General features: G+C 47.5%; 29 protein-coding genes and 1 riboswitch. Of the genes, 5 read left to right on the forward strand and 24 right to left on the reverse strand.

The features are described from left to right. Nucleotides 1-36: 36 nt before the first annotated feature. Complete coding sequence (locus tag GBH70_RS02150) at nt 37-585, reverse strand: adaptor protein MecA (RefSeq protein WP_151679481.1); 549 nt, start codon at nt 583-585, stop codon at nt 37-39. 60 nt (nt 586-645) lie between these two features. Beyond that, nucleotides 646-1,431, reverse strand: coding sequence for a metallophosphoesterase (locus GBH70_RS02155; RefSeq protein WP_151679482.1), 786 nt, complete (start codon nt 1,429-1,431; stop codon nt 646-648). Nucleotides 1,432-1,632: 201 nt separating this feature from the next. Here GBH70_RS02155 and GBH70_RS02160 point away from each other — a divergent pair, with 201 nt between their 5' ends. The 3 genes from GBH70_RS02160 to GBH70_RS02170 are packed head-to-tail and all read left to right on the forward strand — an operon-like array spanning nt 1,633 to nt 2,711. Beyond that, nucleotides 1,633-1,851 (forward strand): spore coat associated protein CotJA, encoded by a 219-nt coding sequence (locus GBH70_RS02160; protein ID WP_151679483.1) that lies wholly within the window; start codon nt 1,633-1,635, stop codon nt 1,849-1,851. 5 nt (nt 1,852-1,856) lie between these two features. After that, complete coding sequence (locus GBH70_RS02165; protein ID WP_151679579.1) at nt 1,857-2,117, forward strand: spore coat protein CotJB; 261 nt, start codon at nt 1,857-1,859, stop codon at nt 2,115-2,117. 24 nt (nt 2,118-2,141) lie between these two features. Beyond that, nucleotides 2,142-2,711, forward strand: coding sequence for a manganese catalase family protein (locus GBH70_RS02170; protein WP_151679484.1), 570 nt, complete (start codon nt 2,142-2,144; stop codon nt 2,709-2,711). A 68-nt stretch (nt 2,712-2,779) separates the two neighbouring features. On the opposite strand, the gene GBH70_RS02175 is transcribed toward GBH70_RS02170, so the two are convergent. From GBH70_RS02175 to GBH70_RS02195, 5 genes are all read right to left on the reverse strand, one after another. Next, the gene (locus GBH70_RS02175) at nt 2,780-3,229 is read right to left on the reverse strand and encodes a YpbF family protein (protein ID WP_151679485.1); all 450 of its coding nucleotides are present in this window, start codon (nt 3,227-3,229) and stop codon (nt 2,780-2,782) included. A 76-nt stretch (nt 3,230-3,305) separates the two neighbouring features. Further along, nucleotides 3,306-3,557 (reverse strand): hypothetical protein, encoded by a 252-nt coding sequence (locus GBH70_RS02180; RefSeq protein WP_151679486.1) that lies wholly within the window; start codon nt 3,555-3,557, stop codon nt 3,306-3,308. A 24-nt stretch (nt 3,558-3,581) separates the two neighbouring features. Further along, nucleotides 3,582-4,160, reverse strand: coding sequence for a CPBP family intramembrane glutamic endopeptidase (locus tag GBH70_RS02185; RefSeq protein WP_151679487.1), 579 nt, complete (start codon nt 4,158-4,160; stop codon nt 3,582-3,584). Further along, nucleotides 4,153-5,616, reverse strand: a complete 1,464-nt coding sequence (locus tag GBH70_RS02190) for a RecQ family ATP-dependent DNA helicase (protein WP_151679488.1) — start codon at nt 5,614-5,616, stop codon at nt 4,153-4,155. The genes GBH70_RS02185 and GBH70_RS02190 overlap by 8 nt, the downstream gene beginning before the upstream one ends. Further along, nucleotides 5,594-6,664, reverse strand: a complete 1,071-nt coding sequence (locus GBH70_RS02195; RefSeq protein WP_151679489.1) for a YpbB family protein — start codon at nt 6,662-6,664, stop codon at nt 5,594-5,596. The genes GBH70_RS02190 and GBH70_RS02195 overlap by 23 nt, the downstream gene beginning before the upstream one ends. A 293-nt stretch (nt 6,665-6,957) precedes the next feature. On the opposite strand from GBH70_RS02195, the gene GBH70_RS02200 reads away from it, so the two are divergent. Continuing rightward, nucleotides 6,958-7,206, forward strand: coding sequence for a ferredoxin (locus tag GBH70_RS02200; protein ID WP_151679490.1), 249 nt, complete (start codon nt 6,958-6,960; stop codon nt 7,204-7,206). Nucleotides 7,207-7,250: 44 nt separating this feature from the next. Here GBH70_RS02200 and GBH70_RS02205 read toward each other — a convergent pair whose 3' ends face one another. The 13 genes from GBH70_RS02205 to GBH70_RS02265 form a co-directional block, all read right to left on the reverse strand. Then, nucleotides 7,251-7,829 carry an ECF transporter S component gene (locus GBH70_RS02205; RefSeq protein WP_151679491.1) on the reverse strand — a complete coding sequence of 193 codons (579 nt, stop codon included), beginning with the start codon at nt 7,827-7,829 and terminating at the stop codon, nt 7,251-7,253. 150 nt (nt 7,830-7,979) lie between these two features. Continuing rightward, nucleotides 7,980-8,115: riboswitch (FMN riboswitch) on the reverse strand. A 72-nt stretch (nt 8,116-8,187) separates the two neighbouring features. Continuing rightward, nucleotides 8,188-8,904 carry a peptidoglycan DD-metalloendopeptidase family protein gene (locus tag GBH70_RS02210; RefSeq protein ID WP_151679492.1) on the reverse strand — a complete coding sequence of 239 codons (717 nt, stop codon included), beginning with the start codon at nt 8,902-8,904 and terminating at the stop codon, nt 8,188-8,190. 112 nt (nt 8,905-9,016) lie between these two features. Beyond that, entirely contained in the window at nt 9,017-10,792 is a 1,776-nt protein-coding gene (locus tag GBH70_RS02215) for an ATP-binding protein (protein WP_151679493.1), read from the reverse strand. Beyond that, the gene (locus GBH70_RS02220) at nt 10,789-11,505 is read right to left on the reverse strand and encodes a response regulator transcription factor (RefSeq protein WP_151679494.1); all 717 of its coding nucleotides are present in this window, start codon (nt 11,503-11,505) and stop codon (nt 10,789-10,791) included. The genes GBH70_RS02215 and GBH70_RS02220 overlap by 4 nt, the downstream gene beginning before the upstream one ends. Before the next feature lie 114 nt (nt 11,506-11,619). Continuing rightward, the gene (gene ccsB / locus GBH70_RS02225; RefSeq protein ID WP_151679495.1) at nt 11,620-12,831 is read right to left on the reverse strand and encodes a c-type cytochrome biogenesis protein CcsB; all 1,212 of its coding nucleotides are present in this window, start codon (nt 12,829-12,831) and stop codon (nt 11,620-11,622) included. A 47-nt stretch (nt 12,832-12,878) separates the two neighbouring features. Then, nucleotides 12,879-14,528, reverse strand: coding sequence for a cytochrome c biogenesis ResB family protein (locus GBH70_RS02230; protein WP_151679496.1), 1,650 nt, complete (start codon nt 14,526-14,528; stop codon nt 12,879-12,881). A gap of 15 nt (nt 14,529-14,543) precedes the next feature. Continuing rightward, nucleotides 14,544-15,083 carry a thiol-disulfide oxidoreductase ResA gene (resA, locus tag GBH70_RS02235; protein WP_151679497.1) on the reverse strand — a complete coding sequence of 180 codons (540 nt, stop codon included), beginning with the start codon at nt 15,081-15,083 and terminating at the stop codon, nt 14,544-14,546. 131 nt (nt 15,084-15,214) lie between these two features. Beyond that, the gene (locus tag GBH70_RS02240) at nt 15,215-15,952 is read right to left on the reverse strand and encodes a pseudouridine synthase (RefSeq protein WP_151679498.1); all 738 of its coding nucleotides are present in this window, start codon (nt 15,950-15,952) and stop codon (nt 15,215-15,217) included. 110 nt (nt 15,953-16,062) lie between these two features. Beyond that, entirely contained in the window at nt 16,063-16,590 is a 528-nt protein-coding gene (locus GBH70_RS02245) for a spore maturation protein (RefSeq protein ID WP_151679499.1), read from the reverse strand. A gap of 6 nt (nt 16,591-16,596) precedes the next feature. Beyond that, the gene (locus GBH70_RS02250; RefSeq protein WP_151679500.1) at nt 16,597-17,187 is read right to left on the reverse strand and encodes a nucleoside recognition domain-containing protein; all 591 of its coding nucleotides are present in this window, start codon (nt 17,185-17,187) and stop codon (nt 16,597-16,599) included. Next, the gene (locus GBH70_RS02255) at nt 17,180-18,298 is read right to left on the reverse strand and encodes a D-alanyl-D-alanine carboxypeptidase family protein (protein ID WP_151679501.1); all 1,119 of its coding nucleotides are present in this window, start codon (nt 18,296-18,298) and stop codon (nt 17,180-17,182) included. Before GBH70_RS02255 ends, GBH70_RS02250 begins: the two co-directional genes overlap by 8 nt. A gap of 136 nt (nt 18,299-18,434) precedes the next feature. Further along, nucleotides 18,435-19,037 carry an SMC-Scp complex subunit ScpB gene (scpB, locus tag GBH70_RS02260; RefSeq protein WP_151679502.1) on the reverse strand — a complete coding sequence of 201 codons (603 nt, stop codon included), beginning with the start codon at nt 19,035-19,037 and terminating at the stop codon, nt 18,435-18,437. A gap of 1 nt (nt 19,038) precedes the next feature. Beyond that, nucleotides 19,039-19,782 carry a segregation/condensation protein A gene (locus GBH70_RS02265; RefSeq protein WP_151679503.1) on the reverse strand — a complete coding sequence of 248 codons (744 nt, stop codon included), beginning with the start codon at nt 19,780-19,782 and terminating at the stop codon, nt 19,039-19,041. Nucleotides 19,783-19,949: 167 nt separating this feature from the next. Here GBH70_RS02265 and GBH70_RS02270 point away from each other — a divergent pair, with 167 nt between their 5' ends. Then, nucleotides 19,950-20,042, forward strand: coding sequence for a YjcZ family sporulation protein (locus tag GBH70_RS02270; RefSeq protein WP_151679504.1), 93 nt, complete (start codon nt 19,950-19,952; stop codon nt 20,040-20,042). A gap of 222 nt (nt 20,043-20,264) precedes the next feature. Here GBH70_RS02270 and GBH70_RS02275 read toward each other — a convergent pair whose 3' ends face one another. The 4 genes from GBH70_RS02275 to spoVAEA all read right to left on the reverse strand — a co-directional run bounded on the left by GBH70_RS02275 (nt 20,265) and on the right by spoVAEA (nt 24,298). Continuing rightward, nucleotides 20,265-20,624, reverse strand: a complete 360-nt coding sequence (locus tag GBH70_RS02275) for a GNAT family N-acetyltransferase (protein ID WP_151679505.1) — start codon at nt 20,622-20,624, stop codon at nt 20,265-20,267. Between the two features lie 155 nt (nt 20,625-20,779). Then, nucleotides 20,780-22,099: a diaminopimelate decarboxylase gene (gene lysA, locus GBH70_RS02280; RefSeq protein ID WP_151679580.1), complete on the reverse strand. Its 1,320-nt coding sequence runs from the start codon at nt 22,097-22,099 to the stop codon at nt 20,780-20,782. Between the two features lie 155 nt (nt 22,100-22,254). Then, nucleotides 22,255-23,733, reverse strand: coding sequence for a spore germination protein (locus GBH70_RS02285; protein WP_151679506.1), 1,479 nt, complete (start codon nt 23,731-23,733; stop codon nt 22,255-22,257). Further along, nucleotides 23,687-24,298 carry a stage V sporulation protein SpoVABEA gene (gene spoVAEA / locus GBH70_RS02290; protein WP_151679507.1) on the reverse strand — a complete coding sequence of 204 codons (612 nt, stop codon included), beginning with the start codon at nt 24,296-24,298 and terminating at the stop codon, nt 23,687-23,689. Before spoVAEA ends, GBH70_RS02285 begins: the two co-directional genes overlap by 47 nt. Nucleotides 24,299-24,304: the final 6 nt, after the last annotated feature.

The following is a 24,304-nucleotide window of genomic DNA, read 5'->3' on the forward strand; positions in this document are numbered from 1 at the left end:
ATTTGCGAATGAAAACCGCAAATGCACGCCGGCCGTTTACCGGAAATGCTCGAGGATCCTGTGGAGCGCGCCGTTTTCAAACACTGCAAGGCCGTATTCCCGTACCATAAAAGGGGAAATCCTCGCGCGTTCCCCGTATTCAAGGAAAAACGGCGCCATTTTTGCCCCAGGTTCAACAAGCAGATAATAACGTTCCTCAAAACAATAAAGGCTTGTTTCGGCGATTTGGCCCACATTTTTTAAAAATCGTGCCAGCGCAATGACCTCTTCAATGGATTGAAACCAGTACACGTCTTCCTGCAGCGGGTTGTCTTCATCAAACCAATCCCGTCCGGATGTTGCCTCGTCCTCCTCTCCCAAAGTCAAAATTAATACCATTTCATGGACACTCAAAGAATATATTTCGATCGAGAGCATTTCGCTCCCGCCAACATCGTATGCCTCATCCGCCAATTCAAGCATTTCATCAAATAAATGGTTCCAAACGGGCGAATCCAGGTCATTTACAAGGATGCCGCGTTCCGTCAACTCATCAAACGAAATGGAGTATTTAATTTTGTTGGATGAAATCCGTTCGAGTTTCATATTTTTCCGCCCCCTGCATACGGCTCTTACCAATATAGTATGTAGTGGGGGAAAGAAGGTTCATAGGCCGCTTGAACCGCGGTTGCTTTTAATTGTAATTAAATGCGTTTCCGGCTTCGCGCCGAGTCGCAGCGGAACAAGGGTGGTGCCGTAACCGTTGCTTGTTAAGTGGATCATGTTGCGGATTTTTCTTACGCCACCGCTCCTGTACCTGCTAATTCCGAAAAGGCGGATCTGACCGCCGTGCGTATGGCCGCTTAACATCACATGGATATGGTCCAATTCGTGGAGCTGGTAAACCATTTTCGGATTATGGCTGATTAAAATCCGGAAATCATCCGGCTGCACTTGTTCGAGCGCTTCATCGAGATTCTCCTGCTCCATCGTTAAATCATCGACACCGATCAGCGCAATCCGCTTTTCCCCACCTAAATGGAGAAAATACGCCGTATTCCGCAGCGAGTGGACGCCCGATGCGGAAAAAATTCCGTTCAGTTTTTCCGCATCAATCTCATAATCATTATTTCCCCACACAAAGAAAACGGGGCCGATTTTTTTCAGCAGGCGCAAGTTTTCTTCCACCCTGCCAAGTGGCACTCCTTTTTCGAGCAAATCGCCGCCGATGATGGTAAACCGCGCCTTGCCAAGCACCTCTTCCACGATTTGGGGGTGGATTTTCCGCCTGTGGATATCGGAAATAAAAAAAAACGTGCACGGTTCCTGCCCGTCCGGATAGGCATCCACACAAAACTCGTGTGTGATCAGCCTGTTCATGGATGCTTCATACCGCATATATACCAATAAAATGATTCCGCACAAAACCGCAATCCATAAAAATGCGAACATATATGAGCTCCTATTCTGAAAATCTCGGGCCGGCCCAAAAAACAAAACCGGGCACGTTCCCGCGGCTTTCCTTAAACTTCCGCCTATATCAGTATTATATCTTAATCGCGGTAGATGAAAAGAATTCCGTTTTGATTTTTGTCATGGCGGCTGAATCAGGCACATAAAATGGAAGAGACTATAAATGTCAGGAGGATTGTGATGAGCACACCTTTTAAAACATACCATCCTTTTATCGGGCCGTTTGACCCCTGCCCGCCGATAAAGGAAAAAGTGTATTCAACGCCGCCGCACCTTTACATGGGATTCCAGCCGCCGAATTTGCCGCAGTTTCCGCCTGCAGAAGCTTTGGCGCGCGGAACACTTTGGATGCCGCTTTATGACCCTTATTACAGCCCTTATGAACGGGCAAAGGAATGATCATCATGAAACAGCTTCCGAAAGAATATTATACATTGCTCGAAGAACTGCAGGCGCTCGATTTTACGATTTTGGAACTGAACCTTTATTTGGATACGCATCCAGGCGACAAGGCAACCGTTGAACAATATAATACGCTCACAGGCGCCAGGAAAAAAGTAAAAAAGGAATTTGAAAAACAGTTCGGTCCGCTGACGAGCTTCGGTTATAGTTACTCTCCTTACCCTTTCCACTGGAAAGAAGCACCTTGGCCATGGCAAGTATAACTTCAAAAGGAGTGGATGAACCGAATGTGGATATATGAAAAAAAACTGCAGTATCCGGTCCGGGTCAGTACCTGCAACCCAAAGCTAGCAAAACTTCTTATCGAACAGTACGGCGGCGCGGACGGGGAGCTTGCGGCAGCGCTCAGATATTTGAACCAGCGCTATACGATACCGGATAAAGTGATCGGGCTTTTAAACGACATCGGCACGGAAGAATTCGCCCATCTCGAAATGATTGCGACAATGGTGTATAAACTCACAAAAGACGCGACACCCGACCAGCTGGAAGCTGCCGGGCTAGACCGCCATTATGTCGACCATGAAAAAGCACTCCATTACCATGACGCGGCCGGTGTGCCTTGGACGGCGACATACATCCAGGCAAAAGGCGACCCGATCGCGGATATATATGAAGATATTGCCGCAGAGGAAAAAGCAAGGGCCACCTACCAGTGGATCATCAATTTAAGCGACGACCCGGATTTAAATGACGGGCTCCGTTTTTTGAGGGAGCGGGAAATCATCCATTCGCAGCGGTTCCGGGAAGCCGCGCAAATTTTAATAGAAGAAAGAAACCGAAAAAAAATTTTTTAAGAAGATGCCCGCCATCTTCTTATTTTTTCTATTGACTGCAAAATCCGCTTTCCCCCGCCCGAGCCTTTTTATTTATTTTCATGGTATAAGTTAATGTCGAATTCTTTTTGCATCATTTCAAATACTTTGTGACGCTCCTTCCAACTTTCCCCTTTCCATAAATCTTTGCTTTTGTCAATGATTTCGCAGCGGAGCGCATGGAATTCTTTTTCAGCCTTTTCCCTTTTGTCGAACCAAATTTTGCTCATCCCCCATAGGGCGGCAGCGCAAAGCAGCAAAAACATTTGGAAAGGACTGGCGGCTATGCCGGAAAACGTGGCAAACATGGATCCGGAATCCCCAAAAGACCGGTAGACAACATAAGCCCAGCCGAACGTGTAAAAAACGCTTGTCCATAAAACGGCAAGATGGCGTTTCCGGTACCGCTCGTATTTCTTCTTGCGCTTTACTACATTTGTGAGCATTTGTTTTGTTGCTTCATCCGTGCCATGGCCAAGCCCGCTGATTGACGGCTCCATATCGATCACCCCTATCCCCAACTATATGCGTCTGTCCAACATTCCATGACAGACGGAAGCCGGAACAGCAGGAAAATTATCGATGGAACAAATATGTATAACAAAAATATACGGCAACCGGTACAAGCATAAAAAATACAACCAGTACATTGATGAGCGGGATTTTGGACTGCTCTTTCGTCCGCCCATGGTCCCTCCGCTCCGTGCGGGATGCGTAGGCCGGATACCGCTCAGTCCCTTTCCGCTGCCCTGACGGCTTCTTTTCGATCACTTTTTCAAGCTTCTGCCGTCCTTTTTCCATTTCTTTTTCAAATAATTCGTCGGACATGGTAACCCCTTCCCAAAACGCGGGCTAAACGCCCCATTTTTTGATGCGGATCCCCAATAAACAATCAATAGTAAAATGCATCACCATCACCGCAAGCAGGTTTTCATGCGAAAATACGTAAACGAGCCCTACCCAAAAGCTCAACAGCAACACGTTTGCAATTAAGTACCAGTGGTTCCAGTAGCGGATATGCATGGCGGCAAAAATCATGCTTGCCCAAACCAGGCCGAAATGCGTCTGGATCATCCCCCGGAACAGCAGTTCTTCCGCAAAGGCGACAAATGCGGTCAAGGCTATGATGGCGGGAACGGAACGAGTGCGGAAAATCCGCTCATTCAAACCCCCGTCGTCATAATAAGCTTTCGGCAGGATTTTCATCAGCGCGGAATCCAATATCACGACAATGATCCCGTTTACTAAACCATATCCCCATACGCTTAAATCTATGCGGAAGTGCCGGAAAAAAGAAGCGGCATCCGGAAATAAAAACAAGCCGAGCACAACAGAAACAAAGATGAGAATCAGCTGCGTCAAGACCAGATGGAAAATCAGTTCACGGTCCTTCAATTCCTTAATGATATCTGTCTGCTTTTTTCTAACCATTTTGTTCACTTCTTCTGAATATTTTTTGCAGCAAAAAATCCCATGCCGGCAGCGTTTCCGCAACCCTTTGCACCGCCTGTTTTTCTTCGTACAGGCCGACATCAAATCCGCAAATATCGCAGCAATTCTCCTTTTCGGAGAAGGCCGGTTCCCCGAAATAACGTAAAATTTCCTGCCGGCGGCATGCTTCGGAACGGACCCAGTGCTCCATCTCCTTTAACTTGCGGCGCTTGTATGCCATCCTTTCGTCGCGGATGGAAGCCACTTTAAGGGTCCATTCTTCTTCCGGCAATTGCAGTTTTTTGTAATGCTGGAGGAAACTGTACTGCTGCTCGGTACACCCTAAAGCAAATTCCGCATCCTTTACATCCCCCTTCCATCCGCTGAACGCAGCAATTTGGGAATGGGTCGGAAGCTCTGATTCAATCAGCTGGAGCGGAAGCAGCTCATCGCCCGCCGTGTACAAAAGGATGGCAATGCTCGGCAAACCGTCACGGCCGGCCCTGCCGATTTCCTGCAAATAAGATTCCATTTGCAACGGGAAATGGAAATGGATGACAAAGCGGATATCCGCCTTATTGATCCCCATGCCGAACGCGCTCGTTGCGCAAATAATGCCGATCTGCCCGTATATAAATTGCTGCTGGATTAAAATCCTTTGCTCCTGGTCGACACCGCTGTGGTAGGCGGCCGTTTCGGCGATTCCTTCAAGCCGCAGCCGCTCCGCCATTTCCTCAGCCGCCTTTTTACTGGAAAAATAAATGATTCCCGGCTTTTTTAACGTTTTCGCATAAGCAATGAGTTTTTCTTCTTTTTCGCGGTAAGAGCCGGTACAGTCCACTTTAAAGGCGATATTGGGTCGGTTGACAGAATAAATAAAACGCTGTGGAGCCCTCAACTCGAGATATTTGCAAATATCCTCCCTTACTTGTTCCGTCGCGGTGGCGGTCAAGGCCAGGGTAAGCGGCATTCCTAAACTTTTACGGACTTCGCCAAGACTCAAATATTCGGGTCTGAAATCGTACCCCCATTGGGAGATACAGTGCGCTTCATCGACAACAAACAGCCCGATTTCAAGCTGTTTTATCCGTGAAAGAATATAAGGCTGATGCAGCATTTCCGGCGAAATAAAAATAAACTTGTACCGCTGCAAATGCCTTAGCGCCGTCTCCCGTTCCGTTCCTGTCAAAAATGAATTCAAGGCGATAACACTTTTTTCCCCGCGCATTTTCATCTGCTCGGTCTGGTCCTGCATCAAAGATAAAAGCGGGGAAACGACAATTACCGACCCTTTTAACAAATAGGCAGGCAGCTGGTAGCATAAAGACTTCCCGGTTCCGGTCGGGAGCATGGCCAATGTATCCGCACCGCCCAACAGAGAGCGGATCACCGCTTCCTGCCCTTCGCGGAAACGATCGAAACCGAATTTCGTTTTAAGGATGCTGTTCAGATCCATTGCGGCCCATCCTTCCTGCCAAAACAAGGCGGATTTGGAAATACGGGACATCCCCGATTTTTTCTTTAATTGGTTTTAGTTTTTTTGTGTTAAGCTCAACCGCCGCGTTGAGGATTTTATTTTCGTCCTCTTTTGCCACATACCGGTTGAGGGGAAAATCCGGATCGTTTAACGCAATCTCAATCAGATGGTCTTCAATCGTACTTTGCCTCAGCCCCCTTAGGCCGGCAATTTCGGCAATCGATTTCCCTTTTTTCAACAGTTCGAACGTTTTCGAAGCGGACTTTGTCAGCGGCATTTTCTGATGCACGTCGCATATCATTGTATAAAAAAGCGGAAAGGTTTCGGGAGTTTCTGCGACACGCCGGACCATAAAATGAAGGAGATGCAAAAAACGGTACCAGTATTCAGCCGGATCTAGCTCCAAACGAGCTGCTGCCTGCCCGATTGTGCGGCCAATATGTCCGGCACCCGTCAGCCGCAGCACAAAAATATCAGGCTTTTCCGGGGGATGATCCGATAACAGGCGGGCGTATTCTTCATACATATTTTCCGCAAGTCCGGCGCGGTGCCTTGCATGCTGTTTCAGCCAATGCTTTAACCATGCCTGAAGCGCCGGATCTCTTTGCACCGGATAATAGGCTTTTTTTTCATAGATTAAATTGGATACAACCTGCGTGGCGAGGTTCAGCCTTTTCCAAAACATATTCGCCGTCTCCTGGTATTTCAAACCATTTAAATAAGGAAACTTCAGCCCCATGTTTCCGATTTCCAATAACAGCGCGGCGCCTTTTTCGGTGACGATACAAGCATCCCGGCCGCTTTGCCGCAGCAAACCGCCGGATATCATGGAATGGACTTCCCTTGCGAAACGCTCACGGGAGATAAAAGGATACGTTTGGAACAGTTCCCCGATCCGGAAAAAATGGGCATCCTGGATTGTTTGCGCCGATTTTTTCCCGTTTAATAAATGGAAAATGGCATAAGGGGTGCGTTCTCCATTAAGGTTAGTGAAGCAATGCAGCAATACAGCCTGCAAAAAAGACATCGGGATCCACTCCTGTTCTTTTGCTTAAAAGGGGATATTTGGGGCAAGGCTTGAAATAAGGGAGTATATCTTATTTTAACATGGAATGGCTGTTTTGTTTACAAATTTTTCATTTATTCGACATACTTCATCCCGTCCAAAAGGTTCTCCTATTGAAATAAAAGGGAAATAGTTTTACAATTATATAGAAATGAAGGCACTCCTCTGCACGCAGTTTTATGCAGAAGGATGCCGGTTTTTCTTTATCCGTTGCCATTTGCGCAAATAGATTGAACCAGCGGGGAGGAATAAAGATGGCAAAATTTACAATTGTGGACAAGGACACATGCATCGCTTGCGGGGCTTGTTCCGCAAGCGCTCCAGATATTTTCGACTATGATGACGAAGGTCTATCTTTTGTGATCTTAGATGACAATAAAGGCATTGCGGAAGTTCCGGAAGTTTTAGAGGATGATTTAATGGACGCGTTTGAAGGTTGCCCGACGGAATCCATTAAAATTTCCGACAAACCTTTTGACGGCGATCCTTTAAAATATGAATAAACCTCCACCGAAAAAGCAGGCATCATTTCATGCCTGCTTTTTCATTATATTTTTTTTATGCCGGTTGTAGACTGCTTGTCAATCCAGTTTTTCATCTTTGTAAACATTAGCATGAAGAGTATCGTGACGATCACGCCTTTTACAAGGTTAAACGGCAGCACGCCGGCGACAATATATTGCTTTACATTGCCGACCGAAAAATTCATAAAATACAGATAAGCGGGAAGAATGACAAAATAATTTAAAATGCTCATGAAAACGGACATGGAAACTGTACCGGCGATTAAACCGACAGTCATCCCTTTTTTCGTCCGCATCCTCCTGTAAATAAAGTAGGTCGGCAGCACAAACAGTATGCCGGCAAAAAAGTTTGCCGCATTCCCGATCGGCACGCCCGCTTCACTGCCGAGCGACAGGTAGTTCAGGATGTTTTTGATCAATTCGGCCACCACCGAAGCCATCGGGCCGTAAAGAAGTGCAGCCACCAATACCGGTACGTCGCTGAAGTCCACCGTTAAGAATGATGGGAACGGCGGAATCGGAAATTTAATAAACATAAGAATAAAAGCGAGTGTACTAAGCAAAGCGATGGAAACAAATTTTTTTAAATCCCATTTTTTCATGTGAACCCTCTCTCCTTATGATCGATTTATCATCTTAAGGAAGAAAGGTGCCGTGGACGGCCAAATGAAAAGCCCCTGACAAATGTCAGGGGCTTTGTTTAGGCACAATCCAAATAAGCGTTTAACGGTACCGTATTAAACACTGGCAACCTTTATCTTCTCTCATCCAGACTATACTGTCGGTTTTGGAATTTCACCAAATCCTGCCGGAAATACCGGCTCGCGGACTGAAAGGCTATGCCTTATCACCGCCGGTCGGGAATTTCACCCAGCCCCGAAGATAAATCGTATGAAATTTTTACTACAATTTATTATACATAGATGCCCCAGATTTGTGAAGCAGTTTATACGATATTTTCTATCGATTGTTCCCGTTTTCTATCTCAAGTACCTGCCCGGCATAGATTTGGTCGGTACGCATGTTGTTCCAGCTTTTTAACCTGTCCACGCTCGTATGGTAAAGCAATGAAATTTTCCAAAGCGTATCGCCTTTTTTTACGATATAGGCTGCATGCCCCGGTGCCGATGCGGCGGCAATCCCGTACGGATCATGGGCTTTGGCAGACACCAACTGCCCTCGTTCACCCGCACCGAAAACAAGAAACGGATCAATGGCATTCTTTTTATCCAGGGTCCATTTCCCCGCATGCACCTCAAAATGAAGATGGGTGCCCGTTGAATCGCCGGTCGTGCCCATATAGCCGACCAAACCGCCCATTTCTATGCGCTGTCCCTTTTCTACCACCCTTTCGTCAAGATGGGCATAAACCGTTTCATACCCGGAAGGATGCCGGATGAACACGACATTTCCGTAAGAAGCTGAATAATACGAACGGATGACGATACCTTTGTCGGCACTGAAAACTTTTTCCCGGTATTTGCCGGCAATATCAATCCCTTTATGTGCCCCTCCCCTCGTATGGAACGTATCGCTGATCGTGCCACCAGCCGGGAAAATCCAATTTTTTGTCGTTTCACGTATATCGTTTTCAGACGCCAGACTTTCCCTAGCGCCCAAGACGATGCATGCCGCAGCAATGGACGCATGAACGAACATCTTTATGTAACCCGGCATTGAACCCACCTCGATTCCAGCTTTCACCAAATTGTTTTCATGCAAAACTACCATTTAGCATGCGCAGAAACGAAAAAAATATGCAAAAAAAAAGCTTGTCCCCCTAATAGGATCAAGCTTTTTTCGGCAGGAAAAAGGAAAATGTGGTACCCTCTCCTGTTTTGCTTTTCACAAAGATGCGGCCGTTATGGCCTTCGACGATATTTTTTGCAATCGCTAGGCCGAGCCCGGTGCCGGATTTACCGCGCGTCCTGGCCTTGTCCGCTTTATAAAAGCGTTCAAAGACAAACGGCAGGTCTTCTTTCGGGATGCCGGAGCCGTTGTCTTCCACATGGATATAAACGCCGTCTTCCACTTCTTCTTCCTTCACTTTCACATATCCGTTCGGGGCAGTATGGCGGAGGGCATTATCGATTAAATTCGTCAGCACCTGCTCGATCCGGTCAGCGTCCATTTCAATGACAAGGTCCCGGTCCGATGCCTCACATAACAGTTCAATCCCTTTTTCTTTCGCAATCCCGTTAAATTTATGAGTTACCCTTTCTATAAAACTTTTAAAAGGAACTGGTTCGATGCGGAACGAAAAATGCCCGGCTTCCATCCTCGCCAAATCCAACAATTCGTTGACAAGGCGTCCGATCCGCAGCGTTTCATCATAAATGATTTTCGCAAACTCTTTCTTTTCTTCCTCACTTGCGGCGATATCGTCAATAATGGCTTCACTGTATCCCTGCAGCATGGCGACCGGTGTCCTCAATTCGTGAGAAACATTGGCAATAAAGTCATCGCGTAGTTTATCGAGCTTCCGTTCTTCGGTCATATCCCGGATCACGGTGACGACGCCCCGGATGTGCGATTGGTTATACAGAGGGCTTGCAATCATTACATAAAACCTTCCGTTTATTTCAATTTCATCCGTCTGCTCTTTTTCCGTTTCCACCACTTTTCTTAAGAGGGCGGAAAGGCCATCCGGCAGCGCGGCATCTTTCGCTTGATCACCCTGTACGTGGTACCAGTGCTGCAAAAACATTTCCGCCGGCGGATTCATAATTAATATCGTGCCGTCGCGGTTAAACGTCAGTACACCATCGGCCATACTGCTCAGGATGCTTCTCAGTTGCTCTTTTTCCTGCTTTAATGCATCCATGTTAAACTTCAGCTGCCGGCCCATCGTATTAAACGCGGTTGCCAGTTCCCCAATCTCATCGTGTGTTAAGATCGGCACTTTTTTGTCAAAACGCCCTTTTGCCACTTCAAAAGCGGCTTCGCGCATTTTATGGAGCGGACCGCCGATCCTCGTTGAAAGGAAAAAAGCAAAACCGGTTGTCAGCACGATCGCGATGCCCGCGGCCAGCAAAATGATTTTCGTCGTTTGCTGTGTCGTTTCCTGCAGGGCTTCCAAAGACTGGTAGACAAACACGGCTCCCGGTTCTTTGCCAGCCGCATAGAGCGGGACAGCCGTCACAATGACATGGTTGTATTCATTCCGCGAAGAACTGTGTGGAGGCGTTAATTCTTTCATTACTTTTTTCTTCCCCCTGAAAACTTGCGACAATTGCTTGTCCTTTAAAATCGATTGATACGATATCCCTTTGTAGCTCTCCGCACCGGTCGGATAAAAAATGTCTTTTTTATTGTAAACGATCATAACCTTCTCATTTTTATCCAAAACACCGAGGGCAATTTCTTTCCCCACTTGCCCGCTCGGGTGCTCCTCCATAATGTTGGAGATTTTTTGGGCCGTGTTCGACAAATCCTGCTTAATCTGGTTGATGTGGTAATCCTCAAAAAACTTGAGCAAAAGTACCGTAAGGATCAAGAGAACAAATGCCACCATCAGCAGGATGGTCATCCACAGTTTTCCGACAACCGTCCGCCAAATCCTCATTCTGCAGTGACCTCGAACTTGTAGCCTACACCCCAAACGGTTACAATCATTTTCGCCGCATTTTCGGAGACTTTGTTCAATTTTTCACGGAGACGCTTGACATGCGTGTCAACTGTGCGCAGATCCCCGAAAAATTCGTAATGCCATACTTCTTTTAAGAGCTGCTCGCGGTCAAACACTTTATCCGGCGATTTGGCGAGAAAATACAAAAGCTCATACTCTTTCGGCGTCAAGTTTACTTCTTTTCCGTCCGCCGTCACACGGTGCGCATCATTGTCGATCGTGATATGCGGGAAAACGACAAGATCTTTCGCTTTTGTATCCGGGCTTAAAAATGACGTTTGCAGCGAACGCCGGAGCAGTGCTTTCACCCGCAGCACCACTTCACGCGGGCTGAACGGCTTCACAATATAGTCGTCCGCGCCGACTTCAAACCCTTCCACCCGGTTTGCTTCCTCGCCTTTTGCGGTCAGCATGATCACGGGCGTCATTTTTTTTTGGTGCAACTCCTGGCACACTTCAATACCGTCTTTGCCAGGCATCATAATATCGAGCAAAATGCAACTGTAATCATTTTCCAAAGCCATTTTCAATGCGGTGTCCCCGTCCCCCGCCTCATCGATGGCGTAATTTTCTCTTTCCAAATACATCCTTAATAAGCGCCGAATTCTTTCTTCATCATCGACAACTAAAATTTTTACATCCTGATCCATGGCTATTCCTCCTAAGTCAATGTCCGCGTCCGCATTGCGGAAAGACCGGCCATTACAGCCGATTTACTGCCGCATCCGGAATTTTCGGGCGGCCCATTAAACAGGCCGCAACACTTATGCATATGAATGCAGCCCGGCAATCACAAGATTGACCGCTACAAGATTAAATAGGATAATGGCAAAACCGATCACCGCTAGCCAGGCCGATTTTTCGCCGCGCCAGCCTTTTGACATGCGCAGATGGAGAAAGGCGGCATAAAACAACCAAGTAATGAGCGCCCACACTTCTTTCGGATCCCAGCTCCAAAATTTGCTCCATGCAACTTGCGCCCAAATCATCGCAAAAATCAAGGCGCCGAGCGTGAAAACCGGGAAACCGATCAAAACGGACCGGTAGCCGATTTCATCAATTAAATCGGAATTTAAATTTTTGGTCAGCGGTTTTAACAGCGCGCCAATCCGCTTTCTGAAAATGATCCGGATGAGCGCGTAAAGGATGAGCCCGGCAATAGCCGACCAAATAACCGTATTCAATTTCACTGCATTGATAAAAGCCGGAACAAAGAAGAAAGGTTTCATCTTACCGGCGGTAACAAGTTCCCCTTCATGCGGGCCGATTAGCGCCGGCATTTGGTAAATGAGGGCATTTTCCCCCGTGTTGAAAGTGCCGTTTTTATCCACCCAGTTAAAGGCTGCCTCATAATGAAAAGCGCCGAAAACGGTTTTGACAGCAATAAACCCGAATATGCAGATTAAACAAAGCATAACAAATTCGAGCCAAAATGTCTGCCTGTTCGAACGCTCCTGATTGATATTTTTGACGAGATAGATCAAACCTGCCGCAAAACTGACTGCCAGTATTGCCTCCCCGGCAGCCGCCGTCGTGACATGGATCTGCAGCCAGTAACTTCTCAGCGACGGGACAAGCGGGTTGATCTCCCTCGGAAACATGCTGGCAAAGGCGATCATGAGCAGTGCGATCGGCAAGGCAAACAACCCAAGCACAGCGATCCTGTAAAGAAAATAGATGACCATAAATGCTCCAACAAGCATCATACCAAAAAAAGTTGTAAATTCAAACAAATTACTCACAGGCGCATGGCCGGACGCAATCCATCTCATAACAAAATACCCAATCTGGCAAATAAAACCGACTGCCGTTACAACAATCGCAGCGTTTCCCCAGCGCGCGCTTTTTTCGGCCCCAGTTTCACCGTCTTTATTTTTTGGGAAACGGATCGCACCGCCAAAAAGCATCGTGCCGGCCAAATACAGAATAAATGCGGTAAACAACAGCCCGCTGCTGACATGGACTAGATTCTCCAATTTTTCCCCTCCCTAATCCCGATTGCAGGGCAAACAAGTCGTTTATTTCATGCCGGACGTCCAGTATCTTTTTTACCGGGGTTCTTTTTATCCTGGCGGTCAACGGGGACCGGTATGCCGGATCCTTCAAGCACCCACTCCAGCTCTTTTTTCAGGCCGTACCAGTTTTTATTCGTATGGGCCGCGAGCATCACCGGCCCACCTTCGCACTTCAACCAAAAACGGCGGTGGTTCCAGTATGCCCCCTGGACGACGCCGATCATAAAGATTGCGCCGCCCAACGCCAGCACCCAAAGGGTTTCATCTTTACGGACAGCAAGGGCGGAAGCATTTCTTGTTTCAAGTCCGGCAAAAGCGAGTTTATAATCGTTTTTCCCGAGCGGCTCCACCGTCTGCCGGATCGCAACAAAGCTCTTTTCCCCTTTCGGATGTTCAGGGGAGATTAAACTAAAAAGGAAAGCAGGGTTGTTCGGAATATAGGAATCGGTCTCGGGCTCTCCGTTTTTTGCAAATCCAGAGAACGAAGGATAGTAGCCAAGAAGCTTCACTTTATACCCTTGGCCGAGGTCATACTCGCTTTTTGGGTGGTATAAGTCAATTTTAAACGTGCCATACACTTTTTTGTTTGCTTTCTTTTCCAAAGCAAATGACATAGACTGGAATTCGTCCATCTTGTAATCCATCTGGTAAACGGCGTAGCCCCCGAATTTCAGCGGTTTATTGACCCGGATGGCGTACGACTTCACTTTTTTAAGCGGCGCTTCCTCCCCCAGCACGTGCTTTGCCCCCTGTTTGTAGAGCACAACATCCGTCTCGAAATCTTTCGCTACATTGCCTATTCTGTTTAAAGCTGCCTCGAAATTTTGATTGTCTTTTTTATTGTAGAGCTGCACCGTGAACTTCTTATTGAGGATCACATACTGTTCGTTTGTGCCGGGCAGCACCTTCTTTTCTCCTTCACGCACCCAGACGAGTTCATCAACATACATGCCAGGAATAAACCGAAGCATGCAGCCAATCAAAAAAATGATCAAACCGATATGGTTCACATACGGACCCCAGCGGGAAAAACGGTTTTTCTCGGCAAATAAATTGCCGTCTTCTTCCAGTACTTTATAACGCTTTGCTTCAAGCTTACGTTTGATTTGCGCATAAGTTTCTTCACCGATCGGGCCGTCCATTTTCCGATAGAGCCGCTGCCGTTTCAAAAACCCTTCGTGCCGCGTTGCTTTCTGGTTCGCAAGGGCACGCCTCAGCGGGATAAACCGGTCAAGGCTGCAGATGACGAGTGACACGCCGATCAGTGCAATCAAAAGCATATACCACCAGGAACCGTACAAATCATCAAATCCGAGCGTGTACCAAAGCTTGCCGAACCAGCCGTACTGATCTTGGTAATATACGGCAGGGGCGACATTGGAAGGGATGTAATCGGTTTGTGGTAAAACGGTTCCAAGCGCAGAGGCAATGAGTGTAATGACAATCAGCCAGACACCGGTTTTCACTGAAGAAAAAAAATTCCAGATTTTATCAACCGGCGTTTTTTTGTACGTCTGCGACCTGCGCGCACTCCCGTCATACCGCATATCATGCAGCTTTGCACTTCCCGCCTCCTCGGTTAGCGCTTTTCCGCATGACTCACACAAGATCGTTCCCGGCGGATTCACATGTCCGCACTCACACTTGATCTCCTTCATGGCATTTCTCCTCGGCTAAGGCTTGATCATATCCATCATGTTTCGAATATCTTTTTTGGACAAGTTTTGGTTTCCGACAATAATTTTTTTGACCTTTCCGTCAGGTGCGATCAAAACGGTCGTCGGAAGCGGATCGATGTTGTAAGCGTTCTGGACATCGCCGTTTTTATCGATCAATACCGGAAAGTCGAGGCCGTACTGTTTCACAAATTGATCCACAAGGAATCTCGTATCCTTCACATGGACGGCAAGAATTTCCACACCTTTTTGTTTGTAAGTTTGATAGAGTTCGTTCATATAGGGCATCTCTTTTTTGCATGGATCGCACCAAGTGCCCCAGAAATTCAAAAAAACGCCGCGGCCTTTATAATCCGAAAGCCGGTATGTTTTGCCGTTCAAATCTTTCAGCACAAAATCAGGAGCTTGGTCGCCGGCCTGCAGCTTGCCGCGCGTCCCTTTCGTTGCATTTGCATAAAGCGTGTATCCTGCAGCCGCGATCAGAACAGCAAGGATGGCGGTACGGACCAAAAGGCGTCTCTTTTTCGTTAGTGACATTTGTGATCCCCCTGTCCCGAAACTGTCACATAACTATCATATATTATAACATTTTCTCCCGTTTTTTTACTGATTTTTGAAAGTTTTGTGAATAAAAGTAGAAAGAGCGGGGCCACGCTTTGGACTGCCCGCTACTTGGACGCTTTGGCGCCATTTTGGGCCAGCGCCCTTAAAGTCTTCACTTCATGCGGAGAGAGCTCCCTTTTTTCACCCGCGTTCAAGCCTTTCAGCGTCAAAGTCCCGTACGCTTCGCGGCGCAGCTTTTCAACCGGGTATCCGATTTTATCAAACATGCGCCTCACCTGCCTGTTTCTCCCTTCATGGATCGTTAATTGGACGATTGCCTTCTTCTTCCGTTTATCTGCGGAAAGCAATTTTGCTTTGGCGGGCGCGGTTATGCCTTCTTCGAGCCGGATGCCTTTTTCAAGCTGCTTCAGTTCCAGTTTTGAAGGGATACCGTCAACTTTTGCGATATAGGTTTTGTCGATTTCATAACGCGGGTGCATCAGGAGGTTGGCAAACTCACCATCATTCGTCACTAAAAGAAGCCCTGATGTATCATAATCAAGACGGCCGACCGGATAAACCCTTTGCGCAACATCCCCGAAATAATCGGCTACTACTTTTCTTCCTTTATCATCACTGACGGCGGAAATCACCCCTCTCGGCTTGTAAAACAGGTAATATACTTTTTCTTCATGCTCTAGCGGGATTCCTTCCACTTCGATCTTATCCTGGGAAGAAACCTTTGTCCCGAGCTTCGTTACGACTTCCCCGTTTACTTTCACTTTTCCTTCTATAATCAATTGTTCCGCTTTTCTTCGGGATGTCATGCCTGATTGGGCAATCATTTTCTGCAAACGTTCCATCCGTTACACCTCAAATATTTTTTTCGGATAAACTTTCCTTTTAGCATTATGGCATAACCGGATAAAATTTCAAAGAAAGTTTGGCGCATATCTACAAAAAAATACGGCCGTTAAAACAGTAAAAGCACTATTGTGACAGCGATGATGATGCCGACCAGATCGGCGAGCAGCCCCACCTTTAAGGCATCGCCCATTTTCCTGATCCCGACCGCCCCGAAGTAGACGGTTACCACATAAAGCGTAGTATCTGTACTGCCCTGGATCACGGATGCCATTCTCCCGATCAGCGAGTCGGGGCCGTACGTCTTGATGAGGTCGGTCATAATCCCGAGCGCGGCATTTCCTGACACAGGCCGGATCAAAGCGAGTGGCACGATTTCAGAGGGAACGCCAAACAAATTCAGCACAGGTTTCAGAAAGCCGACAAAAAATTCAAGCGCCCCTGATGCCCGGAATATTGTAATCGCTACGAGCATTCCAACCAAAAACGGGATAATGGAAACGGCAATTTTGATCCCCTCTTTGCCGCCTTCCACAAACGTTTCATATGCGGGGATTTTTTTCCATGTGCTGTAAAGCAGGATGAACCCGACCATCGCCGGAATCATCCAGATTGATATAAGCGATATCCATCTCATGCCGCTTCATCTCCTCCGTTTCGCCCGTCTGTGGTAAAAAAACCTGTCAATACAAATGGCCGCAATCGTCGTGGAAAAAGTGGCGATCAATGTGGGCGCTACAATTTCGGTCGGCTGCGCGGAATGGTAATTCATACGAATGGCAATAACGGTTGCCGGAATGATCGTCAGCCCCGATGTATTCAAAGCAAGGAATGTAATCATTGACCGGCTTGTTTCCGGTTTCCGCCCGTTCAATTCGTGCAGCTGTTCCATCGCCTTGATGCCGAGCGGGGTGGCGGCATTCCCGAGCCCGAACATATTAGCGATCAAATTGGACAGGATATAACCCATCGCAGGATGGTTTTCTGGCACTTCGGGAAACAATTTCGTAATCAGCGGGCGGAATAAGCGTGAAAGTTTCGCAAGCAAGCCGGACACTTCCGCGATTTTCATCATGCCGAGCCAAAAAACGAGGACGCTGATCAGGCCAATGCTGATTGCGACCGCATCGCGCGCGGAAACAAAAATCGCCTGGTTGACCTCTTTCATTTTGCCGTTGATACCTGCAAAAACGAGGCCGATAACAGTCATGCCGATCCAAATATAATTAACCATAGTTTTTCAGCCCCAATTGGATGAATAATGTTTCTTTAAAAAGCTTATACCATGTTTTCCTTTCCTTAAACGGCGTCTTCTTGTAATATATCGGCGTGCTGCTGATCACCCTGTTATCCAGCGTAACAACGGCCCTCCCGACGATTTGAGGCACGTTTTCCGGATCTTTCCATTCTTTTTTTGGCTTTGCGAGCCGAAAATCTACTTTCACGCCGTCTTCTTCGTTCCTCGCGAGCGGATACACAATATTGCGTTTGATATAAACATGGTTTTTGAAAAATTTGTTGCGGATAGCGGCAACAGGGCCTTTTTCCACAATCAGCTTATTGCCGTAATGGCTGAACCCATAATCAAACAAGGCGATATGGTCATCCCAGTCATCGGGGTCATTCAGCGTAACCGCAATAAGATGCTGCCCGTCTTTTGATGCGGTTGTCACAAGCGTCCGCCTGGCAATTTTCGTATAACCCGTTTTCCCGCCTGTACAGTACCGGTATTTCTCTGTGAGCAGCCGGTTTTTATTCCGCCAGCCTTTGTAAAATTTGGTGCCGGAAATTTCCCTAAACGTTTTGTTCTGCATCGCGTATCTCATTAAAAGCACCATATCGTAAGCAGTTGAATAATGTTCACCATCGGGGTCATCTAGGCCGCTCGGGTTGGCAAAATGGGTATCGCGCATCCCGATTTCCCTTGCCTTTTCGTTCATCATAAACACGAAGCCATCGATGCTGCCGCCGACATTTTCGGCAATGGCGTTTGCGGCATCGTTTCCGGAACGGAGCATTAACCCGTACACCAAATCCTTTAATTTCCATTTGTCCCCCGGCTTTAAATATAAAGACGAACCCTCCGTACGTACGGCGCGGTCCGTGACTGTCACCTCCTTATCCATCTTGCCTGATTCGATCGCGAGGATGGCCGTCATAATTTTCGTAATCGAGGCAATGCTGCGCGGCTCATAAGCACCTTTTTCATATAAAATCCGCCCTGTATCCTGGTCCATTAAAATGGCGCTTTTTGCCTGCACGGATGGCGCCGCTTCAGCCGATTCCGGCGGCATGGCCGAAAAAATGAGCATCATGGCTGCCGCATAGAAGAATAACCGTTTCATAAAAAAGCTCCTTTTTTTTCAGCTTTTTCTTACATACGCTTTGTACAAGTTTATGCGCCGGATGGAAAGAAATAACCGCAAACAAAAAAAGGACTCCCCCGGGTCAACGACTGACTTTTTGGGGAGCCTGCTTCCATCAGGGTGAAAATCCATTTACACTGTGATCTACATTAAATTTTTCAAAAAACAAATTCGCCTCTTCCTCGGAAAAATCATCCTCCAATTGTTCCGGAAACGGCGGCAGTTCTTTTAAATCTTTCAACCCAAAATGGTCGAGAAATTCTTTCGTTGTACCGTAAAGGATTGCCCGTCCCGCCCCTTCCTGCCTGCCGACTTCCTGGATTAACCCTTTTGCCATCAGCGTCTGCAGCGGCCGTTCCGTTTTCACACCGCGGATTTCTTCGATCTCAATCCGCGTAATCGGCTGTTTGTATGATATAATCGCGAGCGTCTCTAGAGCCGCCTGCGATAACGTATTTGCATTCGGGGATTCCACCAGCTTTTTCAAATAAGGCGCATGCTCTTTTTTTGTCGCCAGCTGGTAGGTACCTGCCAGCTCAACAAGGGTAATACCGCGGTCCGGATCTTTTTCATAAATCTCTTTTAAACTGTTAATCACCTCGAGGGCTTCGAATTCCTCGATTTCCATGACATGGGAAATTTGCTTAAGTGACAGCCCTTCATCCCCCGCAGCAAACAACAGGCTTTCCAGAATGCCTTTCCAATGGACAATTTCCAAATTACTTCTCTCCTTTTCTCGCAACCAGTATCTCGCCGAAATTTTCTTCCTGCTCTACGATGATTTCATGCCGTTTGATCAGCTCCAGGACAGCCAAAAAAGTGACGACGATATGCTCCTTATCCGGAAAAGGAAATAATTCGTTAAAATGGACGCTTCCCGGCGTTTCTTCCAATCTCTTTAAAATATCATCCATTCTTTCTTCAATCGAGATTTCCTGCCGCGTAATTTTTGTTGACAGCGGCTTTTGCAATTTTTTTCTACGCAACAGTTTATTTAATGCACCGATCATATCGTATATGGTTACGTTGGCGCCGATTTTCTTCCCGCCTGCATCTGCCGCAAATTCCGACAAATCGCTCGGGGGCTTTGTAAACATTTCGCTGCGGCTCGATTCCAGGCGTTTCAATTTGCGGGCCGCTTCCTTGTATTTTTTGTATTCCAACAGCCGTTCGACGAGTGCTTCGCGCGGATCTTCCTCGGGGACAAACTCATCTTCCGGCTCTTCCTGTTCCTGATTGGGCAGAAGCATCTTGCTTTTGATCGCCAAAAGTGTCGCGGCCATCACCAAATATTCGCTGGCCACATCAAGTTCCAATTGTTTCATTGTATGTATATAATCCAAATACTGCTCGGTGATTTCGGCCATTGGAATATCATAAATATCAATTTCAAGCTGATGGATAAGATGCAGGAGTAGATCGAGCGGCCCTTCAAACGCATCGATTTTCACTTTATATTCCATAAAAATTTACACCGTTCCTTTTTCGCAGCGTCCAAACTTAGTATAGCCGAAAATCCGGGCACATCCAACGGAAACCTTGGGGTACGGGCTGGATGGGCAAAAGTCTATACACGTTCCGGCCCGCCTACATAGTATACCATGTAATGAATGTTGAGGGAGGGTATCTCATGGCTGATGGTTTTGCCTGGGGCAGCGGTTTTGCGTTGATTGTCGTGCTGTTTATTTTGTTAATTATTGTCGGCAGCGCCTATATTTGGTAACTGTTGAGAAAGAACCCCCGGCCTCTGCCGGAGGGTTCTTTTAGTCGGTATTGTCCGTATTCATTACTGATGATCACATACTTATGAAACTCCTATAGGAAAAGCGGACAAGAAGATCCCCGGACGGGTGAACCTTGCGACGCTTCTGAGCGAAACGGACTCCGAAAAGTGCCATATTTATCCGGCACACCGCCCCGAACCCCGAAATAAAAGAAGACCCGGTCAGGACAGGTCTTCATTTTCGGCGCACTTATGAAAGAAGTTGACAATGTATTTATTCGGAACCACTTTTTTCCCTTCATACATTTGTTTTAAAGCCTTGACCATGCTTTTTCCGATCCCCTGATCACGATAAGACGGATTTACAGAGATATGCCGGATTTCAACCGTGTCGCCGTCCAGCACGGCTCCGATCAGGCCTACAATATCATCATCCTCTTTCCACAAAAAAAGCTGCCAGTTGTCCTCCGTCTCGTACAAATTTTTCGTCTGCAGCAGCTTTTTTAAATCTTTTTCATCTGGCATAAATGATAACAGGCCCATCGCAATCTTATCATAAGATTTCTTATACCGAATTAACATACAGAATCCCTCGTAATCATCCAGTTTAATTCAAACGCTTTACTTATTAGTATATGCTTATTTCAGAGAAAGTAAACAGGCGCAAGACGACAACTTCATATTTATCATAAGCGCAGCCGGAAGACAAGCATAAGTTTTCCACCCGGGCGCGCGCCTCATTCGGCAAGCGGCACGCGCAGGTGAAGGTCGTTGCGGATCAAATCTTCATAAGTTTCCCGCTTGACGACAAGCTCATCTTTTCCGTTTTCGACAAACACAACCGGCGGGCGAGGGATGCGGTTGTAATTGTTAGCCATTGAATAACCGTAGGCGCCGGTGCAGAACACGGCAAGAAGATCGTCACTGCCCGCCTTTGGAAGCGGCAAGTCCCAAATCAGCATATCCCCCGACTCGCAGCATTTGCCGGCGATCGATACAGTTTCCTCGCATTTTGCAAGCGGGCGGTTGGCCAGCACCGCTTCATATTTTGCATCGTACAGCGCCGGCCGGATATTGTCGATCATCCCCCCGTCAACGGCAATATACTTCCTGACATTCGGCACTTCTTTGCTCGACCCTACCGAATAAAGCGTCGTCCCCGCTTCCCCGACAAGCGACCGGCCGGGTTCAATCCAAATTTCCGGCATTGGCAGGCGGCGCATATTTACTTGATGTTTGACTTCTTTTACGATCTCTGTCACATAATAACCGGGCGGGAGCGGATTGTCCTCGCTCGTGTAGCGGATGCCGAAGCCGCCTCCAAGGTTCAGCACCTGCGGAAAATAGCCGTAAAGCTTGTGCCATTTATCCAGTTTTTCCATAATTTTTTGGGCGGCCAGAACAAACCCGGCCGTTTCGAATATTTGTGAACCGATATGGCAGTGCAGCCCGTGGACTTTGAGCCATTTGGAATCCAAAGCCTGCTTCAAAGCTGTTTCTGCCTGCCCATTTTGCAAATCAAACCCGAATTTCGAATCTTCCTGTCCCGTCAAAATATAATCATGCGTATGCGCTTCGATGCCCGGCGTCACCCTCAGCAGGACCCGGATTTTCCGGTTTCTTGCTGCACAAAGATTTTCCAGCATCCCGAGTTCGTAAAAATTATCCACCACGATACAACCAATATTGGCATCAAGCGCCATTTCCAGCTCTTCCCTGCTTTTATTATTCCCGTGAAAATGGATTTTTTCCGCCGGGAATCCGGCAGCCATTGCAGTATACAATTCCCCGCCCGAGACAACGTCCAGGGAGAGACCTTCTTCATTCGCCAGCTGCAGCATGGCAATGGAAGAAAAAGCTTTGCTTGCATAGGCAACCCGGGATTTTACACCAAGGTTTTGGAAAGCCTCTTTGAATGCTCTGGCCCTCTGCCGTATTAAAGCAACGTCATATACATAAAGAGGCGTTCCGTAACGGGCGGCCAAATCCACCGTGTCCACGCCGCCGATTTCGAGATGCCCCTGTGCATTTACTTTCATCGTCCCGTAATGGTTCATCTTTTTCAACTCCACCTGTATATTCCGCCCGAATAGAGGAAAGCCGCCTTCCAAATACATTATGCCCGGCGGCTCCGTTTTGTTCTCCCGGCACTGAAATCCTGTTCTTAATTTTTCTACTAACTTTATCATAAAAACAGGCTTTTCGCAATAGTTTACGCATCAGGCGGCTGCCGGAAGCGGTCAACAGGCTGGACGATGCTCGGACGGAATTTGGAGCCCGGAATCGGCCTTCTGAAAAGGATTTGGAAAAATGCCATCGGGTTAAACGGGATAAACGGCCATAAATACGGGGCGTTCAAAGGCTTCATCGCAACGAGAAACAGCAAGAACACCGTGCTGCCAATCACAAACCCTTTTACTTTGAAAAATCCGACGAAAACAAGCAGCAGGACCCTGACAATTTTATTGGCGACGCTCAATTCATAGCTTGGCGTCACAAATGTCCCGATCGCCGCCGCGGACACATACAAAATGACTTCAGATACAAAAAGGCCTGCTTCCACCGCAATCTGTCCGATCATGACGGCGGCAATCAAGCCCATTGCCGTCGCAAGCGGGGTCGGCGTATGGATGGCGGCGACCCGCATAAATTCCACGCCGAGGTCCGCAATCATAATTTGGGCAATGAGCGGGACATGCGACTGCTTGTTCGGGCCGATATAATCCAGCTTATCAGGCAAAAGAGACGGTTCCACTGCCATCAAGTACCAAAGCGGCAATAAAAAAATCGATGTGAAGATGCCAAAGAACCGGACCCAACGGATCAAAGTCCCTACTGCGGCCGCCTGCCTGAACTCTTCGGCGTGCTGCATATGGTGGAAGATCGTCGCCGGTGTAATGATAACACTCGGCGATGTATCGACAAAAATTAATACATGCCCTTCAAGCAGGTGGGCGGCGCCGACATCTGCACGTTCGGTATAGCGGATTTGCGGAAAAGGATTGAAACCCTGCTTCAGCAAAAATTCTTCCACCGTCTTATCCGCCATCGTGATGCCGTCAAGATCGATCGCTTTCAGTTCTTTTTTTACCGTTTCAATCAATTCGGGGTCGGCCACTCCTTCAATATAGGCGAGCGCCACATCCGTTTTCGAGCGTTCCCCCACTTTCATCATTTCAAAACGCAACCGCTCATCACGGATCCTTCTCCGCGTCAGCGCAGTATTAAAAACGATATTTTCCACATAGCCGTCCCGCGATCCCCTGACAACCTTTTCCGTATCCGGTTCCATCGGCGTCCTGCCTGGATAGCTGCGGACATCGATAATAATCGCTTCCGTCTCCCCTTCCACGGTGATTCCAATCAGCCCGGAAAGGACCTGGTCCACCATTTCATCAAGCGTTTTGACTTTTTGGAACTGCTGGTGGACAATCCGGTTTTGGATCAGTTCATACGCATTCCGCTCAGAATGCTGATCGTTATTTAATTCCACAAGCTGTTCGAGAATATGGATAATATAAAGCGTGTCCGTCAACCCGTTGATATAGTAAACCTGCACTTCTTTTTTTAACACTTGGATTTTCCTTACGCCGATATCATAGCTGATGCCGAGGCCGATTTTATTTTTAAAAAATGCTTCAGTTTCAGCAGGATTTGCCGGAACCGGCCTTTTTGCGCTTGTGTTCATCATGCCTGAATCCGCTCCTTTCCAAGATGAGGCTGACAGCTTTTTCGGTAATGGGGGCGCCAATTTTATAGTCGTCTTTTTTGGACATTTTTCCGATGTCCCCGATCCCGACAATGACCGGCACATCCAGGCAATCGAGGCTGTAGACCGTGTCCCCGTTTATTTTTTTCAGCTCCATTTCCGGAACGCCGAATTTATCGACCCCGTACGGCGTTAATTCTCCATTGTTGTCAATGCAGACATCGACCCTTGACCATTCCGCCTGGTGGGTTTTGGACGCGACCGCAATCACCCCCAAAACTTCGATATCCGGGTGCCCGGCAACATACATGAGCGCTTCTTCTCCGGAACCCGGCCCGATATACCCGCTGTCGTCGAACATGGCAAAGACGGGATCCGATGCCGCGTTTTTGATCAGCTCTACAGTCTGTTCCCCGCTCAACACGGTCGGATTGCCCCGCGTCTGTGAGATGCAGCGCCCTCCGATTTTTTTTGCGACACATTCAATTGCTTTTTTGGCGTATTCGTCTCCGTCTGTAACAAGGATGACCCTCCGTTTCTTCCCCATGCCGAC

Source organism: Weizmannia acidilactici (assembly GCF_008974225.1).
GTDB classification, from domain to species: Bacteria; Bacillota; Bacilli; order Bacillales; family Bacillaceae_C; genus Weizmannia; species Weizmannia acidilactici.

Coding starts and splice junctions, on each gene's coding strand:
- GBH70_RS02150 (WP_151679481.1), bottom strand. CDS start 585: ATGAAACTCGAACGGATTTCATCCAACAAAATTAAATACTCCATTTCG.
- GBH70_RS02155 (WP_151679482.1), bottom strand. CDS start 1,431: ATGTTCGCATTTTTATGGATTGCGGTTTTGTGCGGAATCATTTTATTG.
- GBH70_RS02160 (WP_151679483.1), top strand. CDS start 1,633: ATGAGCACACCTTTTAAAACATACCATCCTTTTATCGGGCCGTTTGAC.
- GBH70_RS02165 (WP_151679579.1), top strand. CDS start 1,857: ATGAAACAGCTTCCGAAAGAATATTATACATTGCTCGAAGAACTGCAG.
- GBH70_RS02170 (WP_151679484.1), top strand. CDS start 2,142: ATGTGGATATATGAAAAAAAACTGCAGTATCCGGTCCGGGTCAGTACC.
- GBH70_RS02175 (WP_151679485.1), bottom strand. CDS start 3,229: ATGGAGCCGTCAATCAGCGGGCTTGGCCATGGCACGGATGAAGCAACA.
- GBH70_RS02180 (WP_151679486.1), bottom strand. CDS start 3,557: ATGTCCGACGAATTATTTGAAAAAGAAATGGAAAAAGGACGGCAGAAG.
- GBH70_RS02185 (WP_151679487.1), bottom strand. CDS start 4,160: ATGGTTAGAAAAAAGCAGACAGATATCATTAAGGAATTGAAGGACCGT.
- GBH70_RS02190 (WP_151679488.1), bottom strand. CDS start 5,616: ATGGATCTGAACAGCATCCTTAAAACGAAATTCGGTTTCGATCGTTTC.
- GBH70_RS02195 (WP_151679489.1), bottom strand. CDS start 6,664: ATGTCTTTTTTGCAGGCTGTATTGCTGCATTGCTTCACTAACCTTAAT.
- GBH70_RS02200 (WP_151679490.1), top strand. CDS start 6,958: ATGGCAAAATTTACAATTGTGGACAAGGACACATGCATCGCTTGCGGG.
- GBH70_RS02205 (WP_151679491.1), bottom strand. CDS start 7,829: ATGAAAAAATGGGATTTAAAAAAATTTGTTTCCATCGCTTTGCTTAGT.
- GBH70_RS02210 (WP_151679492.1), bottom strand. CDS start 8,904: ATGCCGGGTTACATAAAGATGTTCGTTCATGCGTCCATTGCTGCGGCA.
- GBH70_RS02215 (WP_151679493.1), bottom strand. CDS start 10,792: ATGAGGATTTGGCGGACGGTTGTCGGAAAACTGTGGATGACCATCCTG.
- GBH70_RS02220 (WP_151679494.1), bottom strand. CDS start 11,505: ATGGATCAGGATGTAAAAATTTTAGTTGTCGATGATGAAGAAAGAATT.
- GBH70_RS02230 (WP_151679496.1), bottom strand. CDS start 14,528: ATGAAGGAGATCAAGTGTGAGTGCGGACATGTGAATCCGCCGGGAACG.
- resA (WP_151679497.1), bottom strand. CDS start 15,083: ATGTCACTAACGAAAAAGAGACGCCTTTTGGTCCGTACCGCCATCCTT.
- GBH70_RS02240 (WP_151679498.1), bottom strand. CDS start 15,952: ATGGAACGTTTGCAGAAAATGATTGCCCAATCAGGCATGACATCCCGA.
- GBH70_RS02245 (WP_151679499.1), bottom strand. CDS start 16,590: ATGAGATGGATATCGCTTATATCAATCTGGATGATTCCGGCGATGGTC.
- GBH70_RS02250 (WP_151679500.1), bottom strand. CDS start 17,187: ATGGTTAATTATATTTGGATCGGCATGACTGTTATCGGCCTCGTTTTT.
- GBH70_RS02255 (WP_151679501.1), bottom strand. CDS start 18,298: ATGAAACGGTTATTCTTCTATGCGGCAGCCATGATGCTCATTTTTTCG.
- GBH70_RS02265 (WP_151679503.1), bottom strand. CDS start 19,782: ATGGAATATAAAGTGAAAATCGATGCGTTTGAAGGGCCGCTCGATCTA.
- GBH70_RS02270 (WP_151679504.1), top strand. CDS start 19,950: ATGGCTGATGGTTTTGCCTGGGGCAGCGGTTTTGCGTTGATTGTCGTG.
- GBH70_RS02275 (WP_151679505.1), bottom strand. CDS start 20,624: ATGTTAATTCGGTATAAGAAATCTTATGATAAGATTGCGATGGGCCTG.
- lysA (WP_151679580.1), bottom strand. CDS start 22,099: ATGAACCATTACGGGACGATGAAAGTAAATGCACAGGGGCATCTCGAA.
- GBH70_RS02285 (WP_151679506.1), bottom strand. CDS start 23,733: ATGATGAACACAAGCGCAAAAAGGCCGGTTCCGGCAAATCCTGCTGAA.
- spoVAEA (WP_151679507.1), bottom strand. CDS start 24,298: ATGGGGAAGAAACGGAGGGTCATCCTTGTTACAGACGGAGACGAATAC.